15 protein-coding genes and 1 pseudogene are annotated in these 14,052 nt (G+C 72.2%); 12 read left to right on the top strand and 4 right to left on the bottom strand.

Annotated elements, in window-relative coordinates; genetic code table 11:
* The first annotated feature begins 87 nt into the window (after positions 1 to 87).
* From ACFV46_RS09505 to ACFV46_RS09490, 4 genes are all read left to right on the top strand, one after another.
* On the top strand, positions 88 to 702 hold the full coding sequence (locus tag ACFV46_RS09505) for a PadR family transcriptional regulator (protein WP_385497655.1): 615 nt from the start codon (positions 88 to 90) through the stop codon (positions 700 to 702).
* Between the two features lie 285 nt (positions 703 to 987).
* Positions 988 to 1,527: a Clp protease N-terminal domain-containing protein gene (locus ACFV46_RS09500; RefSeq protein ID WP_385497653.1), complete on the top strand. Its 540-nt coding sequence runs from the start codon at positions 988 to 990 to the stop codon at positions 1,525 to 1,527.
* Positions 1,528 to 1,601: 74 nt separating this feature from the next.
* The gene (locus ACFV46_RS09495) at positions 1,602 to 2,606 is read left to right on the top strand and encodes a DMT family transporter (RefSeq protein ID WP_361933385.1); all 1,005 of its coding nucleotides are present in this window, start codon (positions 1,602 to 1,604) and stop codon (positions 2,604 to 2,606) included.
* A gap of 172 nt (positions 2,607 to 2,778) precedes the next feature.
* Positions 2,779 to 3,726, top strand: coding sequence for a DMT family transporter (locus ACFV46_RS09490; RefSeq protein ID WP_376728394.1), 948 nt, complete (start codon positions 2,779 to 2,781; stop codon positions 3,724 to 3,726).
* 47 nt (positions 3,727 to 3,773) lie between these two features.
* Here the strand turns inward: ACFV46_RS09490 and ACFV46_RS09485 are convergent, their stop codons facing one another.
* Entirely contained in the window at positions 3,774 to 4,457 is a 684-nt protein-coding gene (locus tag ACFV46_RS09485; RefSeq protein ID WP_283289681.1) for a pyridoxamine 5'-phosphate oxidase family protein, read from the bottom strand.
* A gap of 35 nt (positions 4,458 to 4,492) precedes the next feature.
* Here ACFV46_RS09485 and ACFV46_RS09480 point away from each other — a divergent pair, with 35 nt between their 5' ends.
* Positions 4,493 to 5,824 carry an aminotransferase class I/II-fold pyridoxal phosphate-dependent enzyme gene (locus tag ACFV46_RS09480; RefSeq protein ID WP_376728395.1) on the top strand — a complete coding sequence of 444 codons (1,332 nt, stop codon included), beginning with the start codon at positions 4,493 to 4,495 and terminating at the stop codon, positions 5,822 to 5,824.
* A gap of 24 nt (positions 5,825 to 5,848) precedes the next feature.
* Here the strand turns inward: ACFV46_RS09480 and ACFV46_RS09475 are convergent, their stop codons facing one another.
* Entirely contained in the window at positions 5,849 to 6,784 is a 936-nt protein-coding gene (locus ACFV46_RS09475; RefSeq protein ID WP_361933376.1) for a DMT family transporter, read from the bottom strand.
* A gap of 74 nt (positions 6,785 to 6,858) precedes the next feature.
* Here ACFV46_RS09475 and ACFV46_RS09470 point away from each other — a divergent pair, with 74 nt between their 5' ends.
* A complete protein-coding gene (locus ACFV46_RS09470) occupies positions 6,859 to 7,758 on the top strand; it encodes a LysR family transcriptional regulator (RefSeq protein WP_361933373.1) in 900 nt (299 codons plus the stop codon).
* A gap of 8 nt (positions 7,759 to 7,766) precedes the next feature.
* On the opposite strand, the gene ACFV46_RS09465 is transcribed toward ACFV46_RS09470, so the two are convergent.
* Positions 7,767 to 8,234: a pyridoxamine 5'-phosphate oxidase family protein gene (locus ACFV46_RS09465; protein WP_361933371.1), complete on the bottom strand. Its 468-nt coding sequence runs from the start codon at positions 8,232 to 8,234 to the stop codon at positions 7,767 to 7,769.
* A gap of 119 nt (positions 8,235 to 8,353) precedes the next feature.
* Between ACFV46_RS09465 and ACFV46_RS09460 the strand changes: the two are divergent.
* Positions 8,354 to 8,632, top strand: a pseudogene (locus tag ACFV46_RS09460) (cysteine hydrolase family protein); the annotation flags it as partial.
* Here ACFV46_RS09460 and ACFV46_RS09455 read toward each other — a convergent pair.
* Complete coding sequence (locus ACFV46_RS09455; RefSeq protein WP_062668155.1) at positions 8,619 to 9,062, bottom strand: Rieske (2Fe-2S) protein; 444 nt, start codon at positions 9,060 to 9,062, stop codon at positions 8,619 to 8,621. The pseudogene ACFV46_RS09460 and the gene ACFV46_RS09455 overlap by 14 nt on opposite strands.
* A gap of 210 nt (positions 9,063 to 9,272) precedes the next feature.
* Here ACFV46_RS09455 and ACFV46_RS09450 point away from each other — a divergent pair, with 210 nt between their 5' ends.
* The 5 genes from ACFV46_RS09450 to ACFV46_RS09430 all read left to right on the top strand — a co-directional run bounded on the left by ACFV46_RS09450 (position 9,273) and on the right by ACFV46_RS09430 (position 13,932).
* Positions 9,273 to 10,037, top strand: coding sequence for a HipA family kinase (locus ACFV46_RS09450; protein WP_361933366.1), 765 nt, complete (start codon positions 9,273 to 9,275; stop codon positions 10,035 to 10,037).
* On the top strand, positions 10,034 to 10,483 hold the full coding sequence (locus ACFV46_RS09445) for a DUF3037 domain-containing protein (protein ID WP_385497652.1): 450 nt from the start codon (positions 10,034 to 10,036) through the stop codon (positions 10,481 to 10,483). The genes ACFV46_RS09450 and ACFV46_RS09445 overlap by 4 nt, the downstream gene beginning before the upstream one ends.
* A gap of 114 nt (positions 10,484 to 10,597) precedes the next feature.
* Positions 10,598 to 11,359: a 3-oxoacyl-ACP reductase FabG gene (gene fabG / locus ACFV46_RS09440; RefSeq protein ID WP_361933361.1), complete on the top strand. Its 762-nt coding sequence runs from the start codon at positions 10,598 to 10,600 to the stop codon at positions 11,357 to 11,359.
* Positions 11,360 to 11,377: 18 nt separating this feature from the next.
* Positions 11,378 to 12,139, top strand: coding sequence for an SDR family oxidoreductase (locus tag ACFV46_RS09435; RefSeq protein ID WP_385497651.1), 762 nt, complete (start codon positions 11,378 to 11,380; stop codon positions 12,137 to 12,139).
* A gap of 212 nt (positions 12,140 to 12,351) precedes the next feature.
* Entirely contained in the window at positions 12,352 to 13,932 is a 1,581-nt protein-coding gene (locus ACFV46_RS09430) for an ABC transporter substrate-binding protein (RefSeq protein ID WP_361933355.1), read from the top strand.
* Positions 13,933 to 14,052 lie beyond the last annotated feature (120 nt).

Genomic DNA, 14,052 nt, shown 5'->3' with positions numbered 1-14,052 from the left:
GGCAGCTCGAAAAGGGCTTGTCGCTCGATTGTTTCCGATATATCGTTGAAGCATCGCGACAGATCAACGATGGATGGAGTGATGGTGATGCGTTCCCATGGATTCGAGCGTGGACACGGTGGGCACGGAGGTCGTGGCCGAGATGGTTCCGAAGGGCGCCGCGGCGCCTTCGGACCGTTCGGGCCGGGCGGTCAGGGCTTCGGCGGACCCGGATTCGGACCGGGCCCGTGGGGGCCCAGGGGTCGCGGCGGGCCTCGGGGGAGGGCGCGGCGCGGTGACGTACGGGCGTCGATCCTCGCCCTGCTGAAGGACCGTCCGATGCACGGGTACGAGATGATCCAGGAGATCGCCGAGCGCAGCGGCGGGGCGTGGAAGCCCAGCCCCGGCTCGGTGTACCCCACCCTTCAGCTGCTGGAGGACGAGGGCCTGATCGTCAGTGCGAGCGAGGGCGGCAAGAAGCTGTTCTCCCTGACCGAGGCGGGCCGCGAGGCGGCCGAGGCAGGCCCGGAGGCCCCCTGGGAAGAGGCTTCCCGCGGGGTCGACTGGGAGGCCCTCGGTGAGATCCGGCAGGCCGGCTTCGGTCTGATGGAGGCCTTCGGCCAGGTCTGGAAGACCGGTACCAAGGAGCAGCGCGAGAAGGCGCTCGCCGTCATCGGCGAGGCCCGCAAGAAGCTGTACCTGATCCTCGCCGACGAGGACTGAGCACGGCTGCGCCGAGCGCCCCGTGGAGTGATCCACGGGGCGCTTCGCCGGGCGCCGGGCGGCAGGCGGGACTTTGCGGACACGACCTAGGGCGCCAGGGTGCACCGCGAACGTCCGGGCCGGCTCCAGCTGCGTTCGGCAAGGCGGCGCGCGCCGTGTCGCCGTGTTCCGTCTGATCTCCTCCACAAGGAGGAGATTTCCGCCCCGGGAGTCCACTTCCCGTGGGACGCGGACATGGTTCCCCTCGTGGATGCCGAGCCCCGAAACAGTTGATGGGGTGAACATGTGCAGCCCCGTATCCCCCGGCAGTCCCCCCAGGAGGAGGACTCCCGGCGCCAGGACACCGCCCGGCTCAGCGACGAGCTGGCGGCGGTGGTCTCCGGCGCCCGCCGCCGCGCGGTCCGGGACCGGGACCGGCACGTCGACCCGGCCCATCTGCTGCACTCGCTCCTCGAACAGGACCCGGACGTCCACGCCGTCCTCGGCGACGGACCGCAGGTCGCCCGTCTGCTCGGCTACCTCGTCCAGCGCAGCATTGGCTACGGCCTGCGCTGGCAGGGCACCGTGGAGGACTCGGGGGCCGTGCCGGTCGTGCCGGACGGCGACGGCCTCTCCCCGCTCGCCGCGGACGCGCTGCACGACTGCCGCCTGCGCGCCGCCCGCCGCGGCGACCCGCTGGCCCGGGGAGCCGATCTGCTCGGGGCGCTCGTACGGGACCCGAGGGCCCGCGCCGTGGAGGTGCTGGGCCGCTCCGGTGTCGACGTGGACGAGCTGCGGGCCCGCATCGGCGAGCAGGGCGCGCCCGGCGTCGAGGGCGCGTACTAGGTCGTGTCCCCCCGTGTCCATCCAACGAGACAGGTGTCACCGGGGATGACGCTCATGTCAACGCCTGTCATCATGTGCCGGTGCGCACGTCTGAGAGCGGCCTGGCCGGCCGCGGCAAAGGGATCGGGCTCGGTCTGGCGATCGGCTCGGCGATCGCCTTCGGTGGGTCCGGTGTGGCGGCGAAGCCGCTGATCGAGGCGGGGCTCGACCCGCTCCACGTGGTGTGGCTGCGGGTGGCCGGCGCGGCCCTCGTGATGCTGCCGCTGGCCGTGCGCCATCGGGCCCTGGTCCGTCGCCGGCCCGCCCTGCTCGCGGGGTTCGGACTGCTCGGCGTGGCCGGTGTGCAGGCGTTCTATTTCGCCTCCATCTCCCGTATCCCGGTCGGGGTCGCGCTGCTCGTGGAGTACCTGGCGCCGGCGCTCGTCCTCGGCTGGGTCCGGTTCGTGCAGCGGCGGCCCGTCACCCGTGCCGCCGCCGTCGGCGTGGTTCTCGCCGTGGGCGGGCTCGCCTGTGTCGTCGAGGTCTGGGCGGGACTCGGCTTCGACGCCCTCGGCCTGCTCCTCGCGCTCGGCGCCGCCTGCTGCCAGGTCGGTTACTTCGTCCTGTCCGACCAGGGCAGCGACTCCGGCGCCGACGCCCCCGACCCGCTCGGGGTCATCGCGTACGGCCTCCTGGTCGGCGCCGCCGTGCTCACCGTCGTCGCCCGCCCGTGGACGATGGACTGGGGCGTGCTCGGCGGCACCGCGCACATGGACGGCACACCGGTCCCGGCCGTGCTGCTGCTGGCCTGGATCGTCCTGCTCGCCACCGTCGTCGCCTACGTCACGGGCGTGGTCTCGGTACGACGGCTCTCGCCGCAGGTCGCCGGGGTCGTCGCCTGTCTGGAGGCGGTCATCGCGACCGTGCTGGCCTGGTTCCTGCTCGGCGAGCACCTGTCCGCCCCGCAGATCGTCGGCGGTGCCGTCGTCCTGGCCGGCGCCTTCATCGCGCAGTCGTCGGCACCGGCGAAAGGGGCGCCCGGACCGGTCGCGTCCGGCGGGGTCGAATCCGAGTTGTCCGAGCCGGAAAACGTCGCCTAAGGTGCCCCATCATGCCGATGACACGCGTTCTTCCGCCTCCGGCCGCCTGAGGCGGGCCCTCCGGATCGTCCGCCCGGCCGCGCCGGGCGGTGCCGTGCTGCCCGCAGACGCGTCCTCCGGACCCCGCTGAGCCGGGTCCTCCACCGTTTCGCAAGTCTGCGGAGAACCACTCGTGTCGAACACCGCTCTGTCCGGCCTGCCCGTCGGGCGTGGCCTGCTCTTCCTGACCGTCGCCGGTGCCGCCTGGGGCACCGCGGGCGCCGCCGCCTCCCTGGTCTACCGGGCCAGTGACATGGGGCCGGTCACGCTGTCCTTCTGGCGCTGCGCGGTCGGCTTCCTGCTGCTGCTCGCCGTCCACGCCATGCGTCCGCGTACCCGCGCGGCCACCCCCGCGCCGCTGCGGCGCAAGGTGCTGCGGGCCGGGGCCACGGGCCTGGGCCTCGCCGTCTTCCAGACCGCCTACTTCGCCGCCGTCGAGGCGACGGGCCTCGCCGTGGGCACCGTCGTCACGCTCGGCGCCGGTCCCGTGTTCATCGCGCTCGGCGCCCGGCTGATGCTGGGCGAGCGGCTGGGGCGCGGGGGAGTGGCGGCCGTGGCCGGCGCGCTCGCCGGGCTCGGCGTGATGGCTCTGGGCGACTCCGGGGCGACCGTACGGCCCGCCGGTGTGCTGCTGGCGCTGCTGTCCGCGGCCGGGTACTCCGTGATGACGCTGCTGACCCGCAAGTGGGGCCGGGACGGAGGGGCCGACGCCGCCTCCACGTCCGTGTGGGCCTTCGCGGTGACCAGTGTGTGCCTGCTGCCGTTCGCGCTGGCGGAGGGTCTCGTGCCGCACGCGGCCGAGCCCGCCCGGGTCGGCTGGCTCCTGCTGTACATCGCGGCGGTGCCGACGGCGCTCGCGTACGCCCTCTACTTCGCGGGCGCGGCCGCCGTACGCTCGGCCACCGTGTCCGTGATCATGCTGCTCGAGCCGGTCAGCGCGGCGGTGCTGGCGGTGCTCCTGCTCGGTGAGCAGCTCACCGCGGCGACCTGCCTGGGCACCCTGCTGATGCTCGGGTCCGTCGTCGGGCTCGCGCTGGCCGAGGCCCGGGGAGCCCGACGGGACCGCCCGCGCCCGGCGTGAGCCAGGGGGCCCCGCCGTCGCGCGGGGCCCCCTGGCCGGCTCGGTGCTCAGTGGGTGCCGAGGTAGTCCGGGAGAGCGGTGCCGGGGGCGAGTGCCGGGTCGCCGACCGGGGTGTCGTAGCCCTTGCGCAGGGGGACCACACCGGCCCAGTGGGGGAGGGCCAGGTCCTCGGGCTCGTCGTTGACGCCGCCGGTGCGGAGCTTGGCGGAGACCTCGTCCAGGTCGAGACGGATCACCGCGGTGGCCGCCAGCTCCTTCTTGTTCGCGGGCCGGGAGTCCGCGGACCGGCCGGGCACGACGTGGTCGACCAGGGCGTCCAGGGCGATCCGCTTCTCCTCGGGGTCCGTCACCTGGTGGGCGGTGCCGTGCACCACGACCGAGCGGTAGTTGATCGAGTGGTGGAAGGCGGAGCGGGCGAGGATCAGCGCGTCCACATGCGTGACCGTCAGGCAGACGGGCAGCCCGGGGTCCGGCTCGCCGGTCATCCGCAGCGGGCGGGAGCCCGTCGAGCCGTGGACGTAGAGCGTCTCGCCGACGCGGGCGAACAGGGTGGGCAGCACGACCGGGGCGCCGTCGCGGACGAACCCCAGATGGCACACGTACGCCTCGTCGAGTATCGCGTGCACCAACTCCCTGTCGTAGGACGCCCGCTCCGCGGAGCGAGTGGGGACGGTGCGGTCCGTCGGCGTGTAGGCGCCGGGCGGTGGGGTCGGCTGCTGGGTCACCTGCATGGCGCTCTCCATTGCACTAGTGCATAATGTTGTTTGTGCTAGGAGAATATCGGATCGAAGGGCGGCGCGCGACGGATATCGCGTCGAGCGTCGAGCGCGGCGTGGGTACGGGCGACCTGGAGCCCGGTCAACTGCTTCCACCCATGCGGGAGCTGGCGGCCGGTCTCGGGGTGAACCCCAACACCGTCGCCGCCGCCTACCGCATCCTGCGGGAGCGCGGAGTCATCGAGACCGCGGGACGGCGGGGCAGCCGGGTACGGCCCAGGCCCGCCACGACCGGCCGTGAGTACACCGGGGTCGAGGTGCCCGAGGGTGTCCGGGACGTGGCGAGCGGCAACCCCGACCCGGCGCTGCTGCCGTCGCTCGCGCGGGCGTTCGCGGCCGCCGGTGAACAGGGGGACCGGGAGCCCGTCCTGTACGGCGCCGACCCCGTGGAGCCGGAGCTGGCGCGCCTCGCGCGGGCCGCCCTCGACGCCGACGGGGTGCCGTCCGGGCCGTCGGCCGTCCTGTCCGGCTCCCTGGACGCCATCGAGCGGGTCCTGGAGGCCCACCTCAAGCCCGGAGACACCGTCGCCGTCGAGGACCCGGGCTGGGGCGCCCTGCTCGATCTGGTCCCGGCGCTCGGTCTGCGGCTCGCCCCCGTGGGCGTCGACGACGACGGACCGCTGCCCGAGGACGTGCGGCGCGTCCTCGCCTCGGGCGCGCGGGCCCTCATCGTCACGGACCGCATGCAGAACCCCACCGGTGCCGTGGTGAGCGCTTCACGCGCGCGTGCCCTGCGCTCCGTGCTGCGGGACCACCCCGACGTCCTGCTGATCGAGGACGACCACGGGCACGGCATCGTCGACCTGCCCCTGCACCCCCTCGCGGGCGGGACCCGGCACTGGGCGTTCGTCCGCTCGGTCGCCAAGGCGTACGGCCCGGACCTCCGCCTCGCCGTGCTCACCGGCGACGACGTCACCGTGGACCGGGTGCGCGGACGGCAGCGCCTCGGGGCCGGCTGGGTCAGCAGGCTGGTGCAGCGGGCGGTGGTACGGCTGTGGACCGACGGCGGACACGACCCGGCGGCCGTGGCGGCGGCGTACGGTGAGCGGCGAGGCCTGCTCCTGCGGGCCCTGGCGGAGCGGGGGATCGAGGGACACGGGCGCAGTGGCCTCAACGTCTGGGTGCCGGTGCCCGACGAGACCGGGGCGGTGTCCCGGCTGCTGCACGCGGGCTGGGCGGTCGCCCCGGGCGCCCGCTTCCGCACGGCGGCCCCGCCCGGCATCCGGATCACCACGTCGACCTTGCGCCCGGAGGAAGCCGGACCCTTGGCGGACGCGGTGGCGGCGGCGGTGGGCCGGGCACCCGTGCGGAGCCACGTCTGAGACCCGGGGGGCGCCTTCGCCGGGTCAGGTGCCCCGCTTCACCTGTGTCAGCGCCGCGCCCGCCAGGACGATCACCGCTCCGACCGGCGTCGACCAGGCGAGGGACTCACCCAGGACGGCCACCCCCGCCGCCGTGGCGATGACCGGGATGAAGTACGTGACCATCTGGGCCGTCGTCGGACCGACCTCGGCGACCAAGCCGTACTGGATGAGCACCGCGAGTCCCGTGCCGAGCGCCCCGAGGGCGACCACCGCCAGGAGGGGGAGGAGCGGGAACCGGGACGGGAGGGACGTGAACAGCGGGGTGACGATCGCCAGTTGCAGCGTGGCCAGCAGCAACTGGGCGCCGGTCAGGGCCAGGTGGGACGAGCCGTTCCCGGCCAGGGTGCGGCGGACGTAGATCCAGCCGATCGGGTAGCTCAGCGAGGCCAGCAGGGCCATCGCCGTCCCCCTGGCGTCGAGCCCGTCGAAGCCCTGCCAGGCGCCCAGCACCGTCAGCACGCCGACGAAACCGATTCCCAGTCCGGCGACCCGCACGCGCGTGGGCCGGTCCTCGGAGAGGGCGACCATCGACAGGGCCATGCCCCACAGCGGCGAGGTGGCGTTGCAGATGCCGGCGAGCGTCGAGGGGATCGTCAGCTCGGAGTACGCGAACAGCGAGAACGGCAGCGCGTTCAGCAGGAAGGCGGCCACCGCCAGATGCCCCCACGTGCGCGCCCCGCGCGGGAGCCGCTCCCGCTTGACCGCCATCGCCGCCGCCAGCACCGCGGTACCGAACACCAGCCGGCCCAGCGTGACCTGGAAGGGCGCGTACCCGTCGGTGCCCACCTTGATCAGCAGGAAGCTGAAGCCCCAGATCAGCGAGAGGGCGGCGAACCGCAGACGCCAGTCGAGGCGGGTGCGGGAGCGGGGCAGGTCCGGAGCCGCGGCCGGCGTGCGCGCGGTGGTGGCGGTGGTCATGGTCCTACGATGCGGCACTATGATCTCGTAGCACAAGCGAGATTTCGCGCACGCTATCTCGTAGCATCGCTTACATGTTGAACCTGGAGCGCCTGCGCACCCTCGACGCCCTCGCCCGGCACGGCTCGGTCAGCGGTGCGGCCGAGGGGCTGCACATCACGACCTCGGCCGTCTCGCAGCAGATGTCCAAGCTGGAGCGCGAGGTCGGCCAGCGGCTGCTCGCCAAGAACGGCCGGGGAGTGCGGCTCACCGACGCGGGGCGGCTGCTCGCCGAGCACGCGGCGCGCATCCTGTCCCAGGTCGAACTGGCCCAGTCCGACCTGGAGGCGCAGCGCGGCCAGGTGGTGGGCGAGCTGCGGCTCGTCGCCTTCCCCACCGCCCTGCGCGGGCTCTTCCCCGCCGCGCTCACGGCCCTGCGCGCCGAACACCCGGCGCTGCGCGTGCGGTCACGGGAGCTGGAGCCCGAGGGTGGGGTCGCCGCCGTGGTCCGCGGGGACGCCGATCTCGCCGTCGTCCTCGACTGGTACAACAAGCCCCTGCCGATGCCCGAGGGACTGGCGAAGGCGTCCATCCTCAAGGACCGCGTGGAGATCGCCATGCCCGAGGGGCATCCGCTGGCCGAGCGCGCCGAGGTCACCATGGAGGACTTCGCGGACGACGAGTGGGTCGCCTGGCCCGAGGGCGAGTTCTGTCACGAGTGGCTGCTCTACACCCTGCGCACCGAGGGCATCGAGCCCCGCATCGCCCACCGCGCCGAGGAGCACCACACCCAACTGGCCCTCGTCGCCGCCGGACTGGGCGTCTGCGTGGCGCCCCGCCTCGGCCGCGACCCCATGCCGCCCGGCGTGCGGGCGGTGCCGGTGCGCGAGAGCGTCCACCGGCACATCTACGCCGTCTGGCGCGCGGACGCGGACCGCCGCCCGTCGATCAGGGCGGCGGTGCAGGCCCTGCGCTCGGCGGCGGAGGCCGTCTGACGGGCTCGCTACGCCGACCCCAGCTTCCGGAAGTCCCAGGACACGATCTTCTCCGGGGTCAGCCGGATCCAGGCGTGCCGCCCGTCGTGCGGCATCTCCTCGATGCCGAAGTTCTTGCGGGCGAACAGCGTCTCGGGCACGTCGAGTTCGGCGCACAGCTCGCCCACGCGCGGGGCCTCGCCCACGAAGTCGACGGTGCCGGACAGCTCCACCCCGCGCAGCTGCTCGTACTCCTCGCCCGTGTCGACCACGATCGCCACCCGCGGATCGCGGCGCAGATCGGCCCACCGTTTGCTGCGGACCACCGAGTACAGCCACAGCGACGTGCCGTCCCAGGCGAACCACAGGGCGCTGACATGCGGAAAGCCGTCGGCGGACACCGTGGCGACCCGGCAGGTGCGCTGCTCGGTGAGGAACGCGTCCAGCTCGCCCGGCGACATCATGATCTTCCGGCCACGGCGCTGAGTGACGGTCATACGGCCCCCTCTTCTCCCACGTCGTGCCAGAGGAGAGATCCTCTGACATCACGTCAGAAAAGGATGAGTCGTCTTCGGCCCCGACGGTGCCCGGACGGCCGTGGCGCCGGCCGCGACGCCCGATCCAGGGCACCGGCGTCGACGCCCTGCTGCGCAACCTCGGCCGCCGCACGCTCGTCGTCGCCGGCGTCTCGGCCGACGTGGCCGTGCCCCACGCCGTCCTCGACGCGGAGAACCGGGGCTACGTCGTGGTCGTGCCGCGGGACGCCATCGCGGGGGTGCCCTCCTCATGCACCCCCGCGACGATCGCCCGCGCCCTCGCGCTCGTCGCCACCGACGTCACCACGGACGAGGTGCGGGACCAGCTCGCGCGGGCGCCGCGCGTCAGGCCAGCGTGATCGAGTCCCCGGACACGCTGACCTTCTTCTCCTCCAGCGGCTGGGTCGCCGGGCCCTTCTTCACACTGCCGTCCAGGACGGAGAACTGGCTGCCGTGACAGGCGCAGGAGAGCGTGTCCTCCTTGAGGTCCGTCATCGGGCACTTCTGGTGGGTGCAGATCGTCGAGAACGCCTTGAAGTCACCGGCCGCGGGCTGCGAGACGACGACCTTCTCGGCGTCGAAGACCTTGCCGCCGCCCTCCGGGATGTCCGCCGTCTTGGCGAGGGCGGCACCGCCGCCCGCCGCCGCTCCCTGCTCCGTGGACGAGCCCGACGCCTCGTCCTCGGACCCGCACGCGGTCAGCGCGACGGCGAGCCCCGCCGCGCCCACCGCCGCCACGACGGTACGGCGGCTCGGGCCCGGCATCGGCTGAACTGATTCGCTGGTCATGCTGACGTTTCCTTCCGGTCACTCGTGATCTGCCGAGAGGTACGGTCCCTGAGGACCCCCTGTTCAGACGCTGCGGAAATCCTGTCGTGCCGGACCTAGGGCGCGGGTAAAGGGGAGCTGTCGGTCCGCTGTCGGCCACTGTCGGTCCGCTGTCGGCGCGGCGGCGCACCGGGCCCCGGACCCGCGCCCCGGCGCCAGTAACCTGGGGCGATGCTCAAGGAAGTCATCGCGACCCGCTACATCACGCCCCTGCGTGAGGGCGGCTCGCTGCCGGGACTCGTCGAGGCCGACGACTTCGGGACCTACGTCATGAAGTTCACCGGGGCCGGCCAGGGCCGCAAGACACTCGTCGCGGAGGTCGTCTGCGGCGAACTCGCCCGCCGCCTCGGCCTGCGGGTCCCCCGGCTGGTCACGGTGGAACTCGACCCGGTGCTGGGGCTCGGCGAGCCCGAGCAGCAGGTGCAGGACCTGCTCAGGTCCAGCGGCGGCACCAACCTCGGGATGGACTTCCTCTCCGGCGCGCTGGGCTTCGACCCGCTCGCCTTCGAGGTGAGCGCCGAGGAGGCGGGCCGTGTCCTGTGGTTCGACGCGCTGGTGAACAACGTCGACCGCTCCTGGCGCAACCCCAACCTGCTGATGTGGCAGGGCGAACTGTGGCTCATCGACCACGGCGCCACGATGATCTGGCACCACAACTGGCCCGGCGCCGACGCCTCCGCCGCCCGCCCCTACGACGCCTCGGACCACGCCCTGGCCCGGTTCGCGCCCGACGTCGCGGCCGCCGCGGCCGACCTCGCGCCCCGCGTCACCGAGGACCTGCTGACAGAGGTCACCGCGGAGATCCCCGACGCCTGGCTGGCCGGCGAGCCCGGCTTCGACACCGCCGACGACCTGCGACGGGCCTATGTCCGGCCGCTGCTCGCGCGCGCGGCCGGCGTCCACGAGCGCATCACCGGGATTGAGGAGGTCGCGTGAGCGAGCGGCACATCCACATGGCGGGCCACGTCGTCGAGCGCCACATCATCCGTGGCGGCGAGGCCAACGAACGGGACGTCTTCGAGTACGCCCTGCTGCGGGTCGTCCCGCGCGTCGAGCGCGGCGAGTGCGTCAACGCCGGTGTCCTTGTGTACTGCCGGGCCCGCGGCTATCTGGGTGCCCGCACCCACCTGGACGAGCGGCGGCTGCTCGCCCTGGACCCGGACGCCGACGTGGCGGGCGTACAGGCCGCCCTCGACGCGGTCGAGCGGGTCTGCGGCACCGCCGAGGAGGCCGGGCAGGCCGCCGGTGACGACGCGGGACGCCGTTTCCGCTGGCTGATCGCGCCCCGCTCGACCGTCGTGCAGCCGGGGCCGGTGCACACCGGGCTGACCCTCGACCCGGCGGCCGAGACCGAACGGCTGCTCGACCGGCTGGTGCGGTGACGGGACGGGTGATGGATCACATGCGCGCGGTGGCCGTTGACACCGCGTGCCAGGACTTCTAGCGTCACCTGCATCGAAGGTACTAAGCGGTCGCTCACCTGAGGAGAGTCACTGATGTCCACCACTGAGCAGCGGGTCGCCGTCGTCACCGGCGCAGCGCGCGGCATCGGCGCCGCCACCGCCGTACGGCTGGCCGCCGAGGGCCGCGCGGTCGCCGTCATCGACCTCGACGAGGCCGCCTGCAAGGACACCGTGGAGAAGATCACCGCGGCCGGCGGCAAGGCCCTCGCAATCGGCTGCGACGTGTCGGACGAGGCGCAGGTCGAGGCGGCCGTCGCCCGCATCGCCGAGGAGCTGGGCGCCCCGACGATCCTCGTCAACAACGCCGGTGTGCTCCGTGACAACCTGCTGTTCAAGATGAGCGTCTCCGACTGGGACACCGTCATGAACGTGCACCTGCGCGGCGCCTTCCTGATGTCGAAGGCCTGCCAGAAGCACATGGTGGACGCGGGCTTCGGCCGGATCGTCAACCTCTCGTCGTCCTCCGCGCTCGGCAACCGCGGCCAGGTCAACTACTCCGCCGCCAAGGCCGGTCTGCAGGGCTTCACCAAGACCCTCGCCAAGGAGCTCGGCAAGTTCGGCGTCACCGCGAACGCGGTCGCCCCCGGCTTCATCGCCACCGAGATGACCAAGGCCACCGCCGACCGGGTCGGCATGGGCTTCGAGGACTTCAAGGCCGCCGCCGCCACCCAGATCCCGGTGGCCCGCGTCGGTGAGCCCGAGGACATCGCCAACGCCATCGCCTTCTTCACCGGCGAGGCCGCCGGCTTCGTCTCCGGCCAGGTGCTGTACGTGGCCGGCGGACCGCTCGACTAGGACCGGGGAGACACCGACATGACTGAACTGCCCGCACTCTCCGGCAAGGTCGCCCTGATCACGGGCGCCAGCCGAGGCATCGGCTACGGCGTCGCCGAGGCGCTCGTCGCCCGCGGCGACCGCGTCGTCATCACCGGCCGCAACGAGGACGCCCTCAAGGAGGCCGTCGAACAGCTCGGCGCCGACCGGGCCGTGTACGTGGCCGGCAAGGCGCACGACGAGGCCCACCAGACCGTCGCCGTCGAGCGCGCCATGGAGGCCTTCGGCCGGCTCGACTTCCTCGTCAACAACGCCGGCACCAACCCGGTCTTCGGGCCGATCGCCGACCTCGACCTCGGGGTCGCGCGCAAGGTGTTCGAGACCAACGTGATCTCGGCGCTCGGCTTCGCGCAGAAGACCTGGCACGCCTGGCAGAAGGAGAACGGCGGCGCGATCGTCAACATCGCCTCCGTCGCCGGCATCGCGCCCTCGCCGTTCATCGCCGCCTACGGCGTCAGCAAGGCCGCGCTGATCAACCTCACCCAGCAGCTCGCGCACGAGTTCGCGCCCAGGGTGCGGGTCAACGCCATCGCGCCGGCCGTGGTGAAGACGAAGTTCGCCCAGGCCCTGTACGAGGGGCGCGAGGAGGAGGCTGCCGCGGCCTACCCGCTGGCCCGCCTCGGCGTGCCGTCCGACATCGGCGGCGCCGCCGCGTTCCTCACCTCCGGCCAGTCCGACTGGGTCACCGGGCAGACGCTCGTCGTCGACGGCGGCATCTTCCTCAACGCCGGCGTGGGCTGATCCACACCGCTCCGGCACGGTCATCCGCCGGTACGACAAGGGCGCCGCTGTACGACAGGGGCGCCCTTTTCGGTGTATCGCACGATCGATGACTCACTGACAACGTAGTCAAACCACATGCCCAAAAGTGCTCCCAAGACGAGAGGTTCACAGGCCGTGAGCCTGCGGTATGTTTTGCCGACCCTTGGTATGGCAGATCGAGGAGCGTGCGCGTGTTCAAGCGGATCCGACGCCTGCGGCAGGTGGCGGCCATCGCGTCCATAACGTCCCTGGTGGCTGGATGCGGCGTCCTCTCGTCCGACTCCTCGGAGGAGCAGGGACCGATCATCGTGGGGACGACGGCCGCCCCCAGCACCCTCGATCCCGCTGCGGCCTGGGACAGTTCCTGGGAGTTGTTCCGCAACATCTACCAGACGCTGCTCAGTTACCCCTCCGGGGCGAGCGCGCCCGAACCGGACGCCGCGGAGGAGTGCCGGTTCACGGACGGCTCCAACAAGAAGTTCCAGTGCGAACTGCGCGAGGGTCTGAAGTTCTCCGACGGGCACAAGCTCGACGCCCAGGCGGTCAAGTACTCGATCGACCGCATCCGGAAGATCAACGTCAACGGCGGCCCGGCCGGTCTGCTCGGCAGCCTCGACCGCGTCCAGGTGCTCAACGACCGTGAGGTCGTATTCCACCTCAACAAGGCCGACGCGACCTTCCCGTTCGTGCTCGCCACCCCCGCCATGTCGATCGTGGACCCCGAGGAGTACCCGGCCGGCAAGCTGCGCGAGGAGCGCTCGATCGTCGGGTCCGGCCCCTACACCCTCCAGTCGTACGACGAGGGCAAGCAGGCCGAACTCGTCAAGAACGACACCTACAACGGGTACGCCGAGCGCAAGAACGACGCGGTCACCATCCGCTACTTCCAGGACTCGCCCACCATGGTCGGCGCGCTGCGCGACAAGGAGCTCGACGTCGCCTTCCGCGGTCTCGCCGCCGACGACATCGTCGACCTCCAGGCCGACGACAAGGACGAGCTCCAGATCACCGAGGGCTTCGGCACCGAGATCAACTACCTGGTGTTCAACCCGAAGGACCCCACGGCCGGCAAGACCGCCGTCCGCAAGGCCATCGCCCAGCTCGTCGACCGCCCGGCCATCGCCCACAAGGTCTACAAGGACACCGTCGAGCCGCTGTACTCGATGGTCCCCAAGGGCCTGACCGGCCACACCACCGGGTTCTTCGACGACTTCGGCGACCCCAGCAAGGCCAAGGCCCGCAAGATCCTCACGGAGGAGGGCATCACGACCCCCGTGGCGCTGACCCTCTGGTACACCAGCGACCGCTACGGCTCGGCCACCAAGGCCGAGTTCGCCGAGCTGAAGCGCCAGCTGGAGAAGTCCGGGCTGTTCCGGATCACCCTCAAGAGCCGCCCGTGGAAGACGTACGTCTCCGGCTACCAGAAGGGCGAGTACCCGGTGTTCGGGCGCGGCTGGTTCCCCGACTTCCCGGACGCCGACAACTTCATCGCGCCCTTCGTCGGCGACCAGAACGCCCTCGGCACGCCCTATGTGACGCCGAAGATCACCGAGACGCTGCTGCCCAGCTCCCGCGCCCAGAGCGACCGGGCCAACGTCGTCAAGGACTTCGAGGAGGCCCAGCGCATCCTCGTCGACGACGCGCGGCTGCTGCCGCTGTGGCAGGGCCGCCAGTACGTGGCCTCCAGCACCGAGATCTCCGGTTCCGAGCGGGCCCTCGACCCGTCGACGATCATGATGGTGGGCGAGCTGTACCGCAAGACGAGCTGGTAGTCACGCCCTTCACCGGAGCACCGGCCGGGACGTGCGGTCCGCGAGGCGATTGTCAGTGGGCGCCTGTAGGTTCGGAGAACCGACAGCGGCCACCGGCCGCGTGGACCGCACACCGTCCAC

It is taken from the genome of Streptomyces sp. NPDC059852 (assembly GCF_042731455.1).
Taxonomy (GTDB): Bacteria; Actinomycetota; Actinomycetes; order Streptomycetales; family Streptomycetaceae; genus Streptomyces.
Note: the sequence above shows the minus strand (reverse complement) of the source record. Positions and strands in the feature narration are given on the sequence as shown.

Excerpts from the sequence above, each read along its gene's own strand:
- ACFV46_RS09505 (WP_385497655.1), top strand. The coding sequence starts at position 88 with ATGCGTTCCCATGGATTCGAGCGTGGACACGGTGGGCACGGAGGTCGT.
- ACFV46_RS09485 (WP_283289681.1), bottom strand. The coding sequence starts at position 4,457 with ATGCAGGTGACCCAGCAGCCGACCCCACCGCCCGGCGCCTACACGCCG.
- ACFV46_RS09475 (WP_361933376.1), bottom strand. The coding sequence starts at position 6,784 with ATGACCACCGCCACCACCGCGCGCACGCCGGCCGCGGCTCCGGACCTG.
- ACFV46_RS09470 (WP_361933373.1), top strand. The coding sequence starts at position 6,859 with ATGTTGAACCTGGAGCGCCTGCGCACCCTCGACGCCCTCGCCCGGCAC.
- ACFV46_RS09465 (WP_361933371.1), bottom strand. The coding sequence starts at position 8,234 with ATGACCGTCACTCAGCGCCGTGGCCGGAAGATCATGATGTCGCCGGGC.
- ACFV46_RS09455 (WP_062668155.1), bottom strand. The coding sequence starts at position 9,062 with ATGACCAGCGAATCAGTTCAGCCGATGCCGGGCCCGAGCCGCCGTACC.
- ACFV46_RS09450 (WP_361933366.1), top strand. The coding sequence starts at position 9,273 with ATGCTCAAGGAAGTCATCGCGACCCGCTACATCACGCCCCTGCGTGAG.
- fabG (WP_361933361.1), top strand. The coding sequence starts at position 10,598 with ATGTCCACCACTGAGCAGCGGGTCGCCGTCGTCACCGGCGCAGCGCGC.
- ACFV46_RS09435 (WP_385497651.1), top strand. The coding sequence starts at position 11,378 with ATGACTGAACTGCCCGCACTCTCCGGCAAGGTCGCCCTGATCACGGGC.